This is a genomic window from Paenibacillus algorifonticola, from assembly GCF_050481745.1.
Lineage (GTDB): Bacteria > Bacillota > Bacilli > Paenibacillales > Paenibacillaceae > Pristimantibacillus > Pristimantibacillus algorifonticola_A.
Genome location: NZ_JBCNGR010000013.1, coordinates 69,919 through 88,447 on the forward strand (window position 1 = coordinate 69,919; position 18,529 = coordinate 88,447).

The 18,529-nt window shown below is 42.4% G+C and carries 8 protein-coding genes; all 8 read right to left on the minus strand.

Annotated features, from left to right (window positions below):
- Positions 1 to 195: 195 nt before the first annotated feature.
- The 8 genes from ABEW34_RS14280 to dpdE are packed head-to-tail and all read right to left on the minus strand — an operon-like array spanning position 196 to position 18,485.
- Complete coding sequence (locus tag ABEW34_RS14280) at positions 196 to 2,979, minus strand: hypothetical protein (RefSeq protein WP_430159838.1); 2,784 nt, start codon at positions 2,977 to 2,979, stop codon at positions 196 to 198.
- Positions 2,976 to 3,491, minus strand: a complete 516-nt coding sequence (dpdK, locus tag ABEW34_RS14285) for a phospholipase D-like domain-containing protein DpdK (RefSeq protein WP_430159839.1) — start codon at positions 3,489 to 3,491, stop codon at positions 2,976 to 2,978. The genes ABEW34_RS14280 and dpdK overlap by 4 nt, the downstream gene beginning before the upstream one ends.
- Positions 3,492 to 3,496: 5 nt before the next feature.
- Positions 3,497 to 8,011 carry a protein DpdJ gene (dpdJ, locus tag ABEW34_RS14290; RefSeq protein ID WP_430159840.1) on the minus strand — a complete coding sequence of 1,505 codons (4,515 nt, stop codon included), beginning with the start codon at positions 8,009 to 8,011 and terminating at the stop codon, positions 3,497 to 3,499.
- 16 nt (positions 8,012 to 8,027) lie between these two features.
- Positions 8,028 to 8,738 (minus strand): hypothetical protein, encoded by a 711-nt coding sequence (locus ABEW34_RS14295; RefSeq protein WP_430159842.1) that lies wholly within the window; start codon positions 8,736 to 8,738, stop codon positions 8,028 to 8,030.
- Complete coding sequence (dpdH, locus tag ABEW34_RS14300) at positions 8,735 to 11,821, minus strand: protein DpdH (protein WP_430159844.1); 3,087 nt, start codon at positions 11,819 to 11,821, stop codon at positions 8,735 to 8,737. The genes ABEW34_RS14295 and dpdH overlap by 4 nt, the downstream gene beginning before the upstream one ends.
- Entirely contained in the window at positions 11,787 to 12,677 is an 891-nt protein-coding gene (dpdG, locus tag ABEW34_RS14305) for a protein DpdG (RefSeq protein WP_430159846.1), read from the minus strand. The genes dpdH and dpdG overlap by 35 nt, the downstream gene beginning before the upstream one ends.
- Entirely contained in the window at positions 12,674 to 15,199 is a 2,526-nt protein-coding gene (gene dpdF / locus ABEW34_RS14310) for a protein DpdF (protein ID WP_430159847.1), read from the minus strand. The genes dpdG and dpdF overlap by 4 nt, the downstream gene beginning before the upstream one ends.
- A complete protein-coding gene (gene dpdE, locus ABEW34_RS14315) occupies positions 15,192 to 18,485 on the minus strand; it encodes a protein DpdE (protein WP_430159849.1) in 3,294 nt (1,097 codons plus the stop codon). Before dpdE ends, dpdF begins: the two co-directional genes overlap by 8 nt.
- Positions 18,486 to 18,529 lie beyond the last annotated feature (44 nt).

Here is an 18,529-nt window from a genome sequence, read left to right on the forward strand (position 1 = left end):
GTTCGCAATGTTAGAAGAGCGGTATAGAAGACAGTTGCTGGAGATAGTTCCGATCAAGTGCAAACATCGAGTTCGGATAGCTTTATATTGTCCATTTCTCGGCTGTCTATGTCTACGCTCTATTCTAACAACATAGTGCCCAGTTGTAATCATGGCGAACTACAGTAATAAAATCCCTTTTTCGTCGAATACAGCTCAAATAAGTTTCCTTGCATACTGCTCAATCGCATCAATAATAGATGACTCACCAGAACTTCTCGGATATACAGGAGTCCGTTGCAAGTACTCTCCTATACCATATGTCAGTGTGTGTGAAATACACGTTGTCACAACAACGCATATTTCAGAGTTACGGGCATATTCCTTGGCCCGATCCGTTAAACGATCGTCTGTACAATGGCGTAATTGCAAAGCAGGATTCCGCTCGCGCAAATATTCAATTGCTCGAACTGCAGGCTTTTCTCGCAGTGTGAAGATTGTAATCGTTTGATTACCAAGTCTCTCAATAGGATCTTCAAGCAGTTCATTCACAAGTGCTTTCTTCAGTCTGGATCTTGGCTCATATAACCCTTCCACCCGTTCTCCAATTCTAAGCCAGTGAGATAAACGCAGTTGATGCCCACTGATTAGCTCCTCCAACAGGTGGGTACTCCAGCGATTCCATAATGATGTCATTGGCTCATGAGCTAGTGGAGAATCAAAAAACAAATCGAATGTATCGACAAGTTGGTCCGCAATTGATATAAAGGGTGTGCCTGAAAACCAATCCTCCACCTCATTCCAACGTACTTCAGCAGATTCAGGATGAAGACGGAGCATTCCATCCATCATACTTACAAAACGTTGAGTGTTTTCATAGTTGCGACTTAGTTTAGCGTTCATAAGCATTAATAGCGTTTCATAAAAAAGCTCCAACTCCTGCCGCGGGAAAGTCTCAGCTTGCAGTGCCGAATCAACAAGTAGAGGAGCTACATATTCCATCTTTTGTTCCAAGTATGGGTACGGATCCACAAGTAATTCGATCATCTTATCAATCACATTGTGTCCCCACTCCATCGTCTCCTTCTCCGGCATGAAGTCGAGGAGAAATTCCGAAGTCGCTGCATGCTCCCCCATAATTTCGAACCATTCAGGCCAACTGTGGGGGATTAATCGCCCTCGGAGTTCTGTCAATGACTGTGACATTTCTGATCGCTGGCTTGGTACTGTTGCATGTAACAACCTTAAGCGGATAGCCTGATCCGGACAAGGTAATTGGATTAGGGTATCGAGCAACTGTACAATAGAATCATCTGCTGTCTTGCCGCCATATTTTTGCACCCAATCTAATGCGGGTTGGAGCAACCGCTGATATTCCTCAACATGAAAGTTCAATTGCCCAATCTCTTGCAATATTTGTCGATAATATCTAATGTCGACAGTCAAGCCACTTGAACCTCTGAGCAGATGGCCTAACAAGAGATTATAAACTCTTGACCATTCTTGTCTCGGCCATTCCTCGTCTTTTCGAAAGAATGCAATTAAATGTGTAACGGAGAGCCTAAGTTTCCGCTCCAGTTCAGGCTCGCCCTCCACGGTTGTCAAATTAGTGTATAGATTTGCAAGCCCTGAGTCCTGAATCTGCAGTTGTTGGAGCCCCCATTGAACCGCTCCTTGCTTAGCAATTTCGATTGCATGTCCCTCGTCCAGATCTCCAAGACTAGCTAGCCATTCGTTCCAATTCCCCGGAATACTACGTGCAGGTGCTTGACTGACGTTCTCCATTGTTTGTAATGCTTGCATTGTAGCGTGCAATCTACGATTGGATAGAATCCCACTTTGTTGCTCCTCATGTAAATCTTCAAAAGCTTCTAGACTCTGCTTTATCGAGTCCAAATCTTGTAATAAAAACGCGCATTCAAGCATGCCAATCGTTCGATCTAAACCTGGTGATAACGATAATAAAATATTGAATGCAATGTCAACATGCCCTTTATCCATTTCTTGCTGAGCTTGAAGATAAGAATGCGAAGTATTAGTTTTCGGTTCTTCCCCACGAGTCCGAGCAAAAAGATGTCTGTAAAACAACTCGCTATAAAACAATTCTTTCAAATCTTCAATCGGTACGTTGTGTTCAGGCAACGCGGCAGCACGCAATACATGGCACTTGATAGCTTCAATATTGCGCTGCCCACGACGAGATTGAAATAAGTTGCCATACAACGGCCACACGTCTTCTCTAAACGATTGGAGAGCCCCTTCGACATCGGCAGATTGCTCAAACTTGAAAATATATATATAATACAGACCAGTCAGGAGTGTTTCCGTTACAGAGATTGGCCGACGTGAGGCGATTACTTCCCGAATACCGTTCAGCGAAAACAACTCTTCCCATAATTCAAATACCGACAACATCTGTATCTGTAAGAACAAAATATTTTGGGAACTGAGTTGCCCAAATCCTTTGATTGCCTCATAGGTAGTTTCAGCACTCATCCGATCTTTTGCTTCAAGTGATGTGTAAAAATCTCGGAGCAAGAGACTTATATCTCTCGATATGGTTTGTCGGTTTGCGGGACGTCTTTTCCATACACTAAACATCAACTGGAGTTGGGTCATTACATGAGCGTTATCAGCTTCAAAAGCAAAGTAACGTCCGTTTGTAATCTCACGAACATAAGATGCTATAGAATGTTCTTCATCCTGAACCTTATCACGATAAAACGTTGAAAAACTCGGGCCCATGAATGAAGATAAGCCATCATCTAGTTGTAAATATTGCGCATCATTGAAAGCTAGTCCAAACCAGGTAACCTTCCTTTTTGAATCAATGTAAGGAAGGACTGTGGCTTCAGGTTCCTTAGCAAGTCGGTCTACTAAAGGCCTGATTTTAACATGACTTGATTCGGAATCATAAATGCCCTTTAATCTGATCACATTTCCTTCTCCAAAAAAACGATCTAAAAATCTTTGTGTATCTGATGAAAAGTCAGTATTCACTCGATCTGCCCCCATTTGTTAATAAATGAGATTCGATTATGCGCAACTTCTGCGGGATCAGTAACAAGAAATACCGTTTCTTCATTTAATGAAATTCCATTAAACGTGAAGTTCATTGAACCACCCAAGTAATAGTGATCACCAATTAGACCTTTGGCATGGAGAAGTGCACGACGAACAATACGTAAATTTGAAGCATCTCCCACTCTGCTTTTCAATGTATTTATAAAAGATTTGTTATGCTCCGTGTCATTCAAACCAATGATAATTCGCACATCCATTTCAACAAGTTTTGCCACTACTTCAGTCAGAGTTACTTGACGGTTTGCCCAACTCGGTTCAATGATCACAAATTGATTTGAACGATTATCTATCACATTGATGTCCGATATCCAAGGAGAAGAAATCCAAATCGATTTACTAGGATAGAGCAATTCCATCACGAATATGCTTTGTAGAAGGTCTGCTATTTCCCAAGAGCTTTTTGAGGAATGGATATAACGGGTACTCATTCTCCCTATACCTCCCGTATGTCTAGGATCACAGTGATAGAGTCGATCTCCCGAGTTAACCCTTCAATACGCGGATACACATGTAAAAATCCAACTTCGATCGGTTCACTCAAAATCTTAAGGAGGGCCTCTTGCAATTTGTCTCTAGTTGAAGATGCTGCAACAAGTCGTACGCTTCCCTCTCGCTTCAATTTCTCATTGACCTTACTCCACCAATCATCGTCAGCCAAATTAACAGATTCCGAACTTGCAAAGCCATGCAAGATGAGTTCACGATCCGTAGGAGGAAATTGCTCAAATGGATTATGTGCGATCAGGGCACGTGTCCTTACTTGATTGCCCCGTGGCCACAGCATACCTACAATCACATGGAATCGCCAATTAGCATCTTCCAATGTACGAGTATCAATATGATGTAATGCTTTTTTGAAACGCTCAACGATCACATCATTACTGCTAAACACGTAGGCAAAAACTCGAACATCCATAAATATGCCTATTCGTTCCTCCTCAGCCTTCCATAATGCCATAATATCGCGCAGGAACAGATCCGTAAGTTCGCTCGACCCTGGCTTAAGTATACGGTTGTAAAGGGAATTCATTACTGAATGGGTCGCGAGTACATCATGTTCGTGCAACAGTTGCTTCAAATGTTGTAATTGTTTTGATAAACCTCGATAACCATTGAACTCACGCACTTCTCTGAATAATTGCATAATCCTCTCATCCTGCCCATAAATAGACATTATTCGAGAAAGTTCAACATCAATTTGCTCCATCTCAGAAATACCGAGTGCACTTTCCACTAATCTATAGAATCTCCGTGGGTCAGTATGGTACTTCTGCATAATATCCTCAACGACTCCCACGCCTCCGGATGTCGACTCCGTTATCCAGATTTCGGCAACTGTTTTGTTAGAATCCGTATATCTAATGTCCATGATTAAATCGTCTCTTGCATGCTGATTACTGATCTCTTTGCATGATTGCAACAATGCTGCTCCGAGAGTTGTAGCCCACCTATGTCGTGCCCATGTGATAGCTTTTTCTCCTAGGAGTGACCACAAACAAGGAACGTGTTCATAGAGAATCTGGCTTACAATTTCGTTTTCGCATAACGCTAGCAACTCAGCATGAGCGCGTTGATATTGCATTTCATCATTATCATCACTAGTTTCGTCATCACCGTTTTCGTGTTCTCCCGATTGAGTGGTCATAAAAATGACATTCAGTACTTTATCACATACCGACCGTAAAGGTACTCCTTTCAAAAGTTGAAAAGCATGCTCAAGGGTACAGCCTTGTAGGACAGCGGTTGCCGAAAGCGCCGACAAATATGTCTCGGATAAGCGGTCAATTAGGAATGCGTTCGCAATTCCCTTCAAACGTTCATCTTGAGAAAGCATATGTTGGAAGAACAGCGGGCGAAATGACTGCAGGCGAGCAGAATAGTCATTCTCTATATAAAAGCTATTCTGGTCAGGCACGCTAATATGAAACATAACCCCATCTGTTTCCAATGAAAATCCGAGGGCTATCGGTTCTTGTTCAAACATATAACGCATATCAATATCAACTTTTTGAGAACTATGATGTCGAATGACCGCTTCCGAACCGATACTGAACCTTTTGACAATGACAGCTGTTTGATGGTTATGTGTATAGAAACTCACATATCTAATCCAATTATTCCACACAACACCAGATGGAACGTTTATCTTAATAGGCTTATTGTCCTCATTAGATAGCGATATGATTTGACTCTTCCAGATTTGCGATGCATTTGAGGAAATTTCAACATGTGCAGGCACATTTGACAGACGCAGTATCCATGGTCTAAAACATCGTATTTGCTCTAGTGTGCCTTCTTCAGTCTCATAAGATACCATACCGAGATCAACGTATTCAGTACAAAATTCATTGACCATAAGTGGTTGCGGCAGCGATGTTCGCTCAAGTGAGGAAGGAGCAATCCAATGCGATTGTTGCATCCGCCTGTTGCCGAATCGCCGACTGACCTTGCCCGGTGCAAATGCGTTTAGTCCTTGCACGATCGACATGGCAGGTACATCATACTGATCTTTATCATCTACAAACTCAAACGATATTTCTGGCAAGTGAAGATCACTAAATAAGTTACTTGGAATAAACTCTGGAAGAGGATGATTGGCAGAATAGCGTTCGTAGCCCCCCTCATTATCATCGAACCTTCCCCAACCGGTTTTTAGCCTACGATGCAATGTTGGTAAAACCTGAGTAAACAAAGCGCGCGGCGGATCCCATAACAAGGCACTCATTTCATCTGCAGATACACCAAGTGCTTCCTGTAAATAACCTTCCAAATTTCGACTAATATGCGTTTTCGTCAACACCTCTTCAATAATTTTAGCTACCTCTTGCTGTCGCTGTATCGAAAACTTTACTTCCCGTTTTGGACCAGAAAAATCAATCCAAAGTGAGCCAAAAGTGAATCCGAGCCTGACCTGCAGTTGCTCTGCTACCCAATCCATAAAAGCATAGACCGCCTGCATCCGTAATACATAACGGTTATGAAGCGGTAACGTTTTTTTGGACAAAGCTGGGTTGAATAAACTTTCAAAGTTTAAATACATCATGCGATCGCGCCCAAAATCTGAAAGGATAGTAACTGTCCAAGGACGCATGCCCCTGCGACGACCTGCTCGACCCTTACGTTGCATGAAAGACGCCATATCAAGTGGGGCTTTATGCTGGATGACCACCCCAACTTCCGGATCATTATATCCAACCTCTAGTGAAGCAGTAGCCACAACCACCTCTGCCTCTGCAGCAACTCCCGAATCCTGAGAACTCGTTCTATCAATAACTATCGTTCTTCGCAAGTCGTGCCCGATCCTCTCCGCCATAGTCCATGATTGCCCTGCTTGGAATGCCTTTACAGGATCAGTAATAAAATTATGCCTTCGTGTAGCAGCCAGAGGGTCTTTCTTTCGACGATTCCATGCATTTAAACCTTCTGCATCTCTTAGGTTATCGTATAAACGGTTTGTAACGTCCAAATCATCTGTAAATACAAAAACCTTTGTGCCAAAAAAGTTATTTCTCATCTTATCTTGCTTGCTATCCAAAATTCTTCGCGCTAGCATTGCACTCTGAATAGTCGTTGAAAGTAATGAAGTACCTGAACTAGGATCGCCTTTCAGAATGAGTTGATATTCTTTTCCTTCTTCTATGAGATCTTCTCCAACATTTATTACTTCGACAAAATGCTGCTTAGTTGCAGTTAATTGTGAAAAGAAGGTCTGAGCATCTTCCAACGTGGCAGACAATCCCGTAAAATGCAAAGGTTTACCAACGGCATGCTGCCAGCGACGAAGCAATAGGGCAACTTGTGCACCATGTATTCCGCCATACGTGTGTACTTCATCGAGCAAAACCAGACGTGGATTCTGTTTCGCTCCAATTCCAATTAATTCTCTTGCAGATAGATCATTCATCAAACGATTAAGCATCTCCGTGGTCGTGAACAATACGTCTGGAGGTTCTTTCTTCATCCGTTCCCGAGTGAGTACGATCTCATCCTCTTCTATTTCTTTTTGGCATTTCTCACAGAATAACCGTTCTTGACCACGCTGCGCATCTGAATATCGCCATATCATTGCTGATTGGCAGTTGTCTTCAGGGCATTTCAGGAAAGGACAAACATGCCCATTAGTATGTTTTTTCCAACCGTAATTTTCAAGATAGATAGAGTTATATGGCACACTACCATACATCGCCCCAATGCGGAGCTTTCGTTTTTTTTCAGATACTAGAAAAGCGTCCAAACGGCGCGCCTCTAGATAAGTTTCCAAAAACTGATCTTTTAACAACTCATTCCGAGGATATATGGCAATTGCTTTAGTCCAAAATTCAGTCTTTTCTACCCATGATGCGATTGCAGACAAGGCAGGTAGATAAAACGACAACGTTTTTCCTGTACCCGTCCCCGCACAGACAATCATGCCACTCGTTTCCAACACTTTCAGGGAGCGTGTCATACTGACCGTTGCTCGCATCTGGAAGCGTGACAATAAAATTGGTTTTTCGCGGGTTAAAAGTGCACTAACAGCCTTTAACTGACGGTCATTCATTTCTGATGCTAATATTGCAAGCACGCTCTGTCCATCGATGTTTCTAGCAGGATAAGTTCGCTTCTGTGTTGTGAACCGAAAATCAGAAACGAGAGTTGATGATCTAGACCAGGATTTAGCATCGAAAACTTGCCGTAGTCGAACAAATAATCTCACTGATTCGGCCATGCGTGAACGCCATATGGATCCAGTTGGTATAGAATAAGCTGATAAAGCTTTACAAGCTTCAAGTGAATTAATTAATGCATGAGGGTCAAGATGAAATGAACGTTCTGAAATCCAACGCTCGGTTAGGTCCATTAATTCATCATCCGTAAATCCCCCTTCGACATATCCCCAAGCCAACAACTTTGCTTCTTCATCCTCCAAAAAACTCAAAAAATCACTTAGTTGCTGTGTAGTCGGCATATTATTCCCCCTATGACTAAAAAGTACGAATACAAAAATATGAAGTTAACTGATGTTGAACAAGCCAATCATGTATGGATTGCGTATAGGAATCCAATGTAATACCGCCAGAAGACGCTGCTTGTTTAAGAAAATGTTGAACGTCGACTGGAATATCCCCTGCCCCTATCTTAGTCCAAACGCTCATAATCATCTGACTACTTTCTTTTACAAGATCAATTTCTGCCTTGGATTTAGGCAAAGAGCGTTTTAGATTCTCTAAGTTATCAATCAAGGTACGGATTTGCATAACATTCTCTTTAAAACCGGGGATGACTAGCAACGTGGATAATAAACTCGTTTGGATTGGTGGACGATTCTGTTCTATGAAGGCCGACCATGCCACCATAGCCTGCTTATTAATCGAATCAACCAAATGCTGAATTTTACGTTGTAGTTCGGTCAATACTTGAGATTCCATCCCCCAATTCGTTTGGGTACGGAACTGCTCGCGCAAATTCTCAATATAAGATTCAATCTCATTTATATAAGACGCCACAGATATAAAATATTCGATATCATTAGCCACAAATAAGCGAAAGATATCGAATGTTGGTACTAATTGATTAGCCAATACCGTTAGTTTTTCGTATCGATCCTGATATGCTGTAGCATTCTTACTTTCAGCCATGTACTGATTCCAACCTGTGATCTTCTGAATCAGGTCTTGCGATTGTTGAACGATCACAAGGTCTCCCCCTTTGTGGAACCTAATAACTTCAGGATTTTATTGAAAGCTTGTTCAATGCCTTCCTTAGCATCATTTAACATCTGTGCGTTTGAATCTTCTTTCAAATTCGATATATTCCGGTCGATGCGAATTGTAGACTGTTCTAAAAAGGAATTTGCCAGTCTCATGAAATTATCGACAACTTGCACCTGATTGATATCAATTGTTGTAAGTATTATCGCCTGATCCGCTAGTGATGTCGAACTTTTCAAGCGATTAATATTTTTCATTTGCGAAGGAAGACGAACCTTCTTCATTTTTTGTACAGCATCCACTATCTCCTCATATACAGATCCCGCAAATACTCCAGCTTGACGAGCGGAATCTAAGGCAGATGAAACCCCTATTACTAGTTCTGAAACATCTTCATTACCGATATAACGCGAAACATTCTCCGACCAATTCGATAACCTAGCAATTTCAGCACGCAAAGCATTTTGATAATTTTGATACAACAGATTGTGTACCTCAGCAATTGGTTCGTATCCTCTAATCATTTCTTCAGGGGGTATAAACTTCCATTCAAGAGCAGGATCGATTTTTTCTATGATACGTAAAACTTGAACCGTATCTATTACTTTAATACTTGGGCTTGACCCTTTAGTAGCCGGTATTCTTTGAATAATTGTTTTTCGGACATCTTCAAACTTAACGGAAATTTTTTCTTGCAGTCGTCTCCACTCGACTGCACGATAATTCGATACCAATTTAGGTTTACGAAATAACGTATTTATTAACTCGGCACCATGTAAATCTTTAACTGGTTCACCTGAAAGTACTGCTGTGGCAACAAGTACCTCTATACCTGATTCAACAGGATCCCAGTTTCCTCCATTTCTTTTCGGGATCTGCTTGAACTGCTTTATAACATGGAGAGACCATTCTTTAATCAAACGTGCTAGTACAAGAAAATAAGTGTGGCCGTCCTGAAACTCCTTTGCGTTCCAGGCCCCATAATATTTGAACAAAACTATGGCCTGAAGTGCAATAGCAGTGTCATTCAAACTGTGCCCTGGCAGAGGCAACAGCAAATTGACAGTCTGTCGCCTTGGTTCCGTAAATTGGTTAACAAAATTAATATTGCCCGCTTTCCAGAGGTGATTACGCAAGGCCGACTTCAGTAAAAACTCATCATCGAAAGGCATATAATCCAATAGCGACTCATAAACAGCCTCTCTCAGTTCCTGAGCGAGTGCTTGCAGCAACTTTGCTCCATTGGCCCAATTTTGCAGCGAATCTATTTTTTCTTGTATATTGGGATCAAGTCCCTTCTGTCCCTTGCGTTCTTCATCATGACGACTCGGCTTATTTGGCTCTTCGACTGGCGTGTCATCCCATGAATCCGATAACGGCGGCAATTGGAACGCCTCATGAATGGCAGGATGCAAATCCATGATACGGTCGCCACCACCCCATAGTTCTAGTAGTGTCTCTCGGCGAGCAGTATTTGTAGGGTCTTTCTGCGCCAATTCCCGCATTTGAATTCCTGTCAATCTCTTATTGTTTCGACCTCCGAAATATTCCAGTAACGAAGGGGGTGGAAAACTGCCCGTACCGATTTGATCACCATACGCCGACAGTGTATGTCTTAGAATACGATCAACCAGAAGCCGCGGGTTAAATTTCGACAATTTTCCATCCGTCATCCACTTATACATGACTTTGACCGATGTATTGGTAAAAGGATACAAGCCTCTTCCATTTATCTCTCCAAATCCACTATGACAACTTTCTATAAGAGTACATCCGCTACACTTAGAAGGAACCTCTAGACTTATATCGCCCGAAATTCGAGCCTCATACCACTCCTTTAGATCGATATCCGCTGTCCGAGCAGCATTTAAATACAAGGACACGAAATTAGACATCTGCTCCTCTGATTCTGCCACCTCCACATTGACATTAACACGAAATTCAATTCTTGTTCGAACCGTATCGGGAAGTTTCTCAAAATAACCTGAGGTACAAGCCAACGCAACACGTAACGAGCACAATGTTTTGGACAGTTGACCTTGGGAATTGAATTGCTTAGGACGAACAAGCATAGCGTCTAATAGATCGTGATCAATCCCCTGCATAACAACGAAGTCCTCAATCAACAGCACCAGTTCTGTATTTTGTAACGCTAGTTGTTCTCGCACGTCATTTAGCAAATTGACAAGATCTGTTCCTTTAAAACTGAGCATCAACGAAATTGCTGCATCTAGATTTTTATTAATCCACTCGATAGCCGCGTCATGGAACTCTGAGTCGATCAGGATACGATAGGCTTCCATTGCGCTGGAACTGGCACCTTTGAAGTTCCGAACATCGACAGGCAGGTCATCTTTGGTAAACAATCGACGATGCTCTCGCCGGATAGTACTTTGTCCCTCTAAACCTAAAATATGATCAGTCAATTGATGCAAGATGCCCCCATCTTTAAGTAGCACATTTTTTCGATATTCAGGATCATAAAAAAGATGATGTAGTTCCTCTATAAATACTTCTTCAAGTTCGGTTAAATTTCGCATCTGATGCGGCCCATCCGGACCAATTAATTGACCAATCGTATCTGCAAGTCGCCGACGCGCTAGGTCAGGAGAAAGATTAGTAACGGCCTCGTTTAAGTTCTGTCTATATTTGTCGAAGACCTCTCCTTCCATCCCGTCCAATATACGTGCAATAATCTCCTTAAGACTTGTAAATTTAGGGATAAGCAAAACACGTCTGTCCGAGGTTTTCGGTATCTGCGCAGACAACCACCGGATCAGATGAGATTTCCCAGCCCCCGAATCCCCCAACACGGCAACGAAGATATAATCTTCCGGTTTTAAAAATTCCCTAAGAAACTCCTGTTCAGTAAACTTGACACCAGAATTGTTTACCATAGAAGTCGCAATCTCACGATACATCGTCATCGGGTGATGGGTTGCCAAAAAATGATGATGCTCTACCTGCAATGCATCGGGATTCATTACCTGGTCGATTAAGTCCGTTTCCCAACATATATATGGTCTCAATCTATCACATCCTCTTCCATGTAATTTCTGAAAATCCACTGAGAACCCCTGAAGCTTCAGGGAAAAGGAACATATCTGCATCTGATTTTCTTAGCAATTCTATTACTCCTCCTTCCTGCAAACGATACCATGCAAAAGCAGTTGATGATGAGAGCAAAAGTGGCTCTGGATTGTCTATCGAGTACTTCTCACTTAACGCTTTGCGAGCCCATCCATTCTCAAATAATGGACTGAGCGAGGCAAGTTCTGATTGAATATCTGAATATCTTAACGTGTCCTTACCTACGAACAGACCTGGCAACAACTTACTTAAATGGTTGGTCGGATCCACAACCAGTCTCTTTTGCCTATTAATCGTTAACGTCCAAGTAAATCCAAGATAATTCGCCCAATACTCAAACTGTTCAAAACGTGTCTTGTTTTTGCAACCTAATCGGTTGGAATCCGTTTGCTCGTCGAGAGCCAATGCTATTTGTTCCCAGGTCATTGGTGCATATGCATCTTGACTATAGAACCACGATATAAGCAAGACCAGATCATGATTCTCATCGTTATGAAGGTCGAAAATACGACGAGTAATTGCATTCACAAGAAAATCATCCCACTCTGCTCCATCCAACGGTACAACATCCTCTGCCAAATACAGCATGCTGCCCTCTTCCACAACAACACCCATTTTCACCATTTCATTAATCACTTTCCGAATTCGGTTTCGATGAGATACCTCCGATGAAACTTCGTTGTCCTCTTCATCCCTCACATCCCCCGCAACAGATAATGGGGATAACATTTCTTCCAATTCGCTTCGCTCAATCGGTGAACCAAGGTGTGCGAGTAATCGCCATGTTCCACGAACTCGACTCGGATTTGCTAACGGTTCGTTTAGTACACTCACAATCCAACCTCCAATAGAAATTCAGTTAGTCTATATTTTTTAGATTGCAGCACATCAATCAGTAAACGGTTAGGTGCTTTGGATTCCTCCAAATATTCTGGGAGCAATGTAATGATAGGAAATGGATGCAAGTTTTGCTGAAGCATTCGTTCGATCGCATGCAATGTCGAATCCGTACACGGATGAATAACTACAGTTGGAACATGGAGCCATCGATAAAATGGAGTGTCTATATTGTTCGTAAATAGAGGCTCTGATTCCAGATGAAACTGTGATAAGTTAATTTCGTTCAAAAAAGCTTCTTCTGCGCATAGTTGTCGAACACCATGATCAATTAAATAACGCAAAAGCATACTCCATCTTTCCCTTTCTCGTCCGGACAGTCGACTAAATCTTCTTTCCGGCCATTGATCGAAGAACAATACCGCATTTTCTTTGTTGTCCAATCGCCTGGATAACTGTTCGGTCAGTCCTGGTCGCTTCTGCCACTGGATCAATCGCGATACTGCCATATTTGCATACGGATCTTGGGCCTCTCGTCTGCAATTTGGACAACCGCCGCAAGAGGTTTGAACGCCGATCGCTTTGCGCCTGTCCACACCCAAGCGTTCTGGAATATGGTACATGATCTTAAAGATTTCTGCCGCGCAACGCTTCCCTTGCAATAGTTCCTTCATCAGCACAAGTGATGTCTCACTAGCCATAGAACTGACTAGCCTGAAAGGTTCCACTAAAGTCTTCCAAGCGACCTCCTGAAGATGATCGTTGTGCAGAATTCGCACAAGACGATGAGTGTTGCCGTTATATTCTGCTTTTGAATAAGATTCATCCCATTTTTGCCAGTCCATCTCGATTAATTTGGAACGGGACATCAAGTTCAATGTTCTGATATTCCAGGCGGCATTGCGAGCGGATCCCCCCATATCAATATCTCTCGAATCAAGGGAAGGTGAGACATCAATTGGAACGAGGTAACAGTCTGGATATCGAATATCAATTTGTTTTTGCTGGAACATTGCTCTCCACCGCTGACGTCCGCGTTCAATGGTAATAAGCATTTTGCCACTCATCTCTTTGGCGATTCGAATATCTTCGTCCGTGTATACCACAAGCGACATAGCAGCGCTGCCGTCGCGTCCACCGCGGCCAACTTCCTGATAGTAGCGATCCAAACTTTCGGGTACACAGGCATGGATAACTGCTCGTACATCTGGTTGGTCGACACCAAGGCCAAAGGCTGAAGTAGCGACAACAATGTCGATATCACGATTCCGCCAAGCGGAAACAATCGCCTCGCGCTTGCGGTTCGGGGTCTTACCTGTAACTACTTCTAAACGACCATAACCCTCCGCCCTTAAAGTCGCCCCCCACTCCTCCGCATCCTTAACCTCCGATGTATAAAGAATAAGCGGGCGCGGCAAGTGGAAAACTGCATCAAGAATAAATCGTCTTTTATCTTGCATGTTGTTGGCCCGCTTGAACCAGTAGGCCGGTTCAGGTCGCAATTGTACGGCTGAGCAATGTTCGAACGGTCCAGGAGTCCCGAACAAATCTTCCATTGCATCCAAGGATACCTCCGTTATGGTCGCTGACAATAGTACCGTCCGAAGAGCAGGAGCCTCACGCATTAAATGTTTGCGCCAGCCAGCCAACTCTTGAAAAGCCGGCCTAAATTCATCGCCCCATAAATCGATCATATGTGCTTCGTCAATAAAGAGATACCGAAAATATCCCCGGCCAGCTGCGAGTTGCAACGGCATAAACAGCGATTGCATGATTGCTTCTGGAGAAGTAAAGACAATTCGCTGCGTGCCGTCGCATATCCGACTGCGGATTCTCTCATTTTCCGCTTCCCGTCCACTAAAATATGCAGTTGAATGTGAAATAAAGGGGGCCATCGCTCGTTCCTGATCAATAGCCAGAGCCACTGTAGGGACAACAACGATTGACACCCCTTCAATTTCCGACGCCATAATCGAGGGTAGATGGGCACATAAACTTTTCCCTGTTCCAGTAGGAAGGTTAACCACCAACGTTGACCCTTCCGGTGCAGTCATTATGCTTCGTATCGCATCTGCTTGTCCCTGACTCCTGTATGTAGAAAGCTTCATCTTTAATAAAAACGGATCCCCCTTGACAATTTGATTTGTCTGTCGAGGGATTTCTGCATATAAAGGCTTCTCAATATCAGTAATAGACGAATCAGGTAACCACTTAGGAATCCACGGTTGTGCCTTAATCAATAACCGATCACTTTTTTGAACGATGACTGCAATTCCTGATTCTTCCCACATGTGTGGATCGGGCCATTCTGAATTGCGCGGAACCCACAAGATGGACGATATGCCACCTTGTTTCTCCGCATTATGTCTCAAAATGCTGCGAATTAAAGACACCTTGTCGCGGGGCGAAGTTCTTCGCGAGTGCATACTATTTTTAAACCGCACATAAAAAGAAGTAATGAAATCTTCTGTCGAATGAGACGTTTCAATCAACTGCACAAATTCGTCATACTCATTCATCGTAGTCTCCACGAAGCTCACTTCCCGATAATATTATAAAACCAACTGAATCCAAACGAACATGCGGCTTCTTAATGCCAGCCTGCATTGCTTGATGTAAATCAGATTCGAAAGCCAAATCAATACGGTCGAATTGTCCATGAATTTGCTGCGTTTTGGCTCTTAACGCCAATTGCTGAAATTGTCGGTTTAATTCTTGGCGCATCGACTGCAGTGCTTCCTCACATGCCGTGACTACAGATGCATCTTGCATCAAAAGTCGTTCCGAACTTTCACGGGCACAGGCGCACGAGGTATGCCACTGGTCAGGCGAGATAAATTCATCTATTACATTTAATCGTTCTTTGGTTAAATTCGTATCGTTACCAAAATCGCTTAATTTCTCAAACGGTGTTTTCAAGGCTTCTATAACATTGGAGTCATTCACCAGACTACCGCTTGGTGTTACGTTAACTGTGTATATAAAGGGCGGAAAAAACCTATCCAGTTTTCTTTGCAAAGCTTTTCTATTATATGCTTTACCGTCTATGGAAGAATAGATTGTTTCTGCTGCGGAGACGTTACCTTCGATGATATAATTGAAGCTAAACCCGAACCACTCGAAACCTTTCTTGGGATTCCATCCCTTTACTTTGCGCCAAAATGCAAAGGTTCGCCCACGATCATCCCACTTTATGTCATCATCCAGCATTTGAATAAAAGGATCTCCAATACGATATATTCGACAATTTTCTTGGGAGGCTGCCGTCATCCGATCATAACTGCCATACCTACTATTAATTTTCGCCATTGCAATTGAAGTAGAGATAGGCAATAATGTTTGGCGAGTTGGGGAGTAAGTTAATTCCCCTGATTGTGCATTGGATGATTTACAAGCAAACTTCAGTGCATTAAGAACCCACGCCTCCGTGTTCTTTTGAATACGTGCATGATCAGATTCATATGCCACCAAATTTCGAACATATCCATGCACATCGTCATAGCTCGAATCCATTTCGTCCAGTGCATTTTGTTCCTCTACTTGAATCCTTTCCTCCTCTAGGCGATCTGCGAAAGACTCCCTTACATAATGAATAAAACTTTGAGCACCCTCAGCATAAAAGCGACCATAAATTTCTGGAAGGATTCGGTCGATCAGAAATTGCAATGACGAAATGGAGTTTTGAAACACCTTAAGTCCTTCATTCAAGAATATATACCAAGCCTCAATCAATGATGGATGATCTGGTCCGGTGAATACATGGGTAGAAAACATTCGAGTACGTCCTAAACGATCTACACGACCTATTCTTTGCTCCATGCGGCCGGGTTGTGTAAGCAAATCAAAATGTACAATCATATCCGCAAATTGCAAATTGCGTCCTAACTCTCCTGAAGGATCGCAAACCAGTACCCAACACTGCTCATTGTATCTAAAACGCTCAATTTCTTGTTCCACTTGGACATCGCTCAATGTTTTGAGATATGGGGCGATTGCCTCAGCTTTGTATACAGATCTTAGATGATTAACGATGAAATTTGCCGTAGCATAGTGTCCCGCAAAAACAACAATTTTAGGTGACGTCTTTTTCTTTTTACGTGTCTGTTCCGTAACCGTATCAATGACCATGACAAGGTGATCCAACCTGTCCTCTTCTTCGGAAGAACAATCAACTGTGTGGAGCAATGACTCAAGTAACTCTCGTTCACCTGAAAATAATGGTGTCTCGCGCAATAGTTCGGCCAATTCCGTATTGTAAAGTTCCTTGAATGAGTTGCTTATCTCTCCAGACAATCGCGCCTCTAGTACGTGCCGGAATACAGGAAGTGCAGAATTCGATAACTCCAATAAATAAAAAAATAACCTTTGATACTTAGTTGAGTGGGAAAATCCATATTCCTGCCATTCTTCCCTTTCTAAGGCCCACGACGTTTCACGCCATTCATCCATTAAATCCTGAACGGAGGCAGTTCGATTGTCAAAATCGTATTCCTCAGATACTGAGAGTTCACCGCGTTCAAGATCACGTCCGTACCTAAAAAGTTGTTTTACCGTATCACGACGATTTCGCAACATTCTCCGGTGCAGTCGGTACGTTTCCGTCAAATGATTCCTAATAGTCCGTACGGCTGTTATACGTTTTTCTTCATCATTTTTATCCAGAGCATCTAGTAAATACTCCACATTACTGGTCATCAAAACGTCATCTGACACAAGTTCCAGCAATTTTTCAGCAGATCTACGTAAAAGAAGTGGCTTCGCATTCTCTCGTAAGGTGAACAATATTCTCCCCACATGTTGGCGAATAGAAATAAGTTTTTGAAATCTTTCAATCTCATCAAGATGGTAATGATCTGGATCTAATAAGTGAAGCATAGCTAGGAAATCTTGTTCATTATGAAGTACCGGTGTTGCAGATAACAACAACAACCCACGAGCTTGATTTGTTAACTTTTCGACCAAGTGATACAGTTCGCGCTCCTCTTCTATAAGACTCGATGCCTTCGCAGCAATGATATGTGCTTCATCAATGATAATTAAATCCCAATCTTTCTCTTGCAGCAAGTTACTACTTGAAGACAACCTTTCAGTTGCACACCATGTAATCTGATCGGTGAATTCGTACAAATTACATTTGCTATGTAATTCTGATTGCCACTGAATCTGTAAAAATAAAGGAACCACAATGAGAACCGATGAGTTTGGATAATCCAATAAAAACTGACGAATTATTACTCCTGCTTCAATCGTCTTTCCGAGACCCACCTCGTCTGCAAGCAAATATCGGGGGACTGGGTCTTCTGATACTCTCCGAATAACTTCCACTTGATGGGGATACAGCGAAACAGAAGATGAAAGAAGACCTTCCATCCCACGTCCTACTTTTCGCTGATTCATCATTTCTTTTACAAAAAGGGTACGTTTACGATTAAAAAAAGCTGTCTCATGTCCCTTGTTGATGATAATATCCATGGGATCTTCAATAGGAAGTGAGCAACGGACAAACAAATTTTCTGAGTCAATGTAATTTGAATAGGAGTCAGGAAAGTCAACTTGATAATCTGTTCCATCAAATCCTGTGATACGGCCTATCATCCAGTGCTTTTTATTCGATTCCCAATAATAGCAACGTGTTTGAATGTCCGGCTTAACAAGTTGTATCTGGCTCAGTCCGATATTTAACCTTTTCCTATTTTCAATGGAAATGAAATACTCTACAGTTACCATTTCTTCAAACTGATCAATCACTTTTCCTATACCCATATTGTTTAGAGCGATAATGAATCTTCCAATTACATTTTCCATTAGAATAGTCCTATCCATTCCGAATTTATTGAATGCTATAATAA

Coding starts and splice junctions, on each gene's coding strand:
- dpdF (WP_430159847.1), bottom strand. CDS start 15,199: ATGAATGAGTATGACGAATTTGTGCAGTTGATTGAAACGTCTCATTCG.
- dpdE (WP_430159849.1), bottom strand. CDS start 18,485: ATGGAAAATGTAATTGGAAGATTCATTATCGCTCTAAACAATATGGGT.
- dpdK (WP_430159839.1), bottom strand. CDS start 3,491: ATGAGTACCCGTTATATCCATTCCTCAAAAAGCTCTTGGGAAATAGCA.
- dpdJ (WP_430159840.1), bottom strand. CDS start 8,011: ATGCCGACTACACAGCAACTAAGTGATTTTTTGAGTTTTTTGGAGGAT.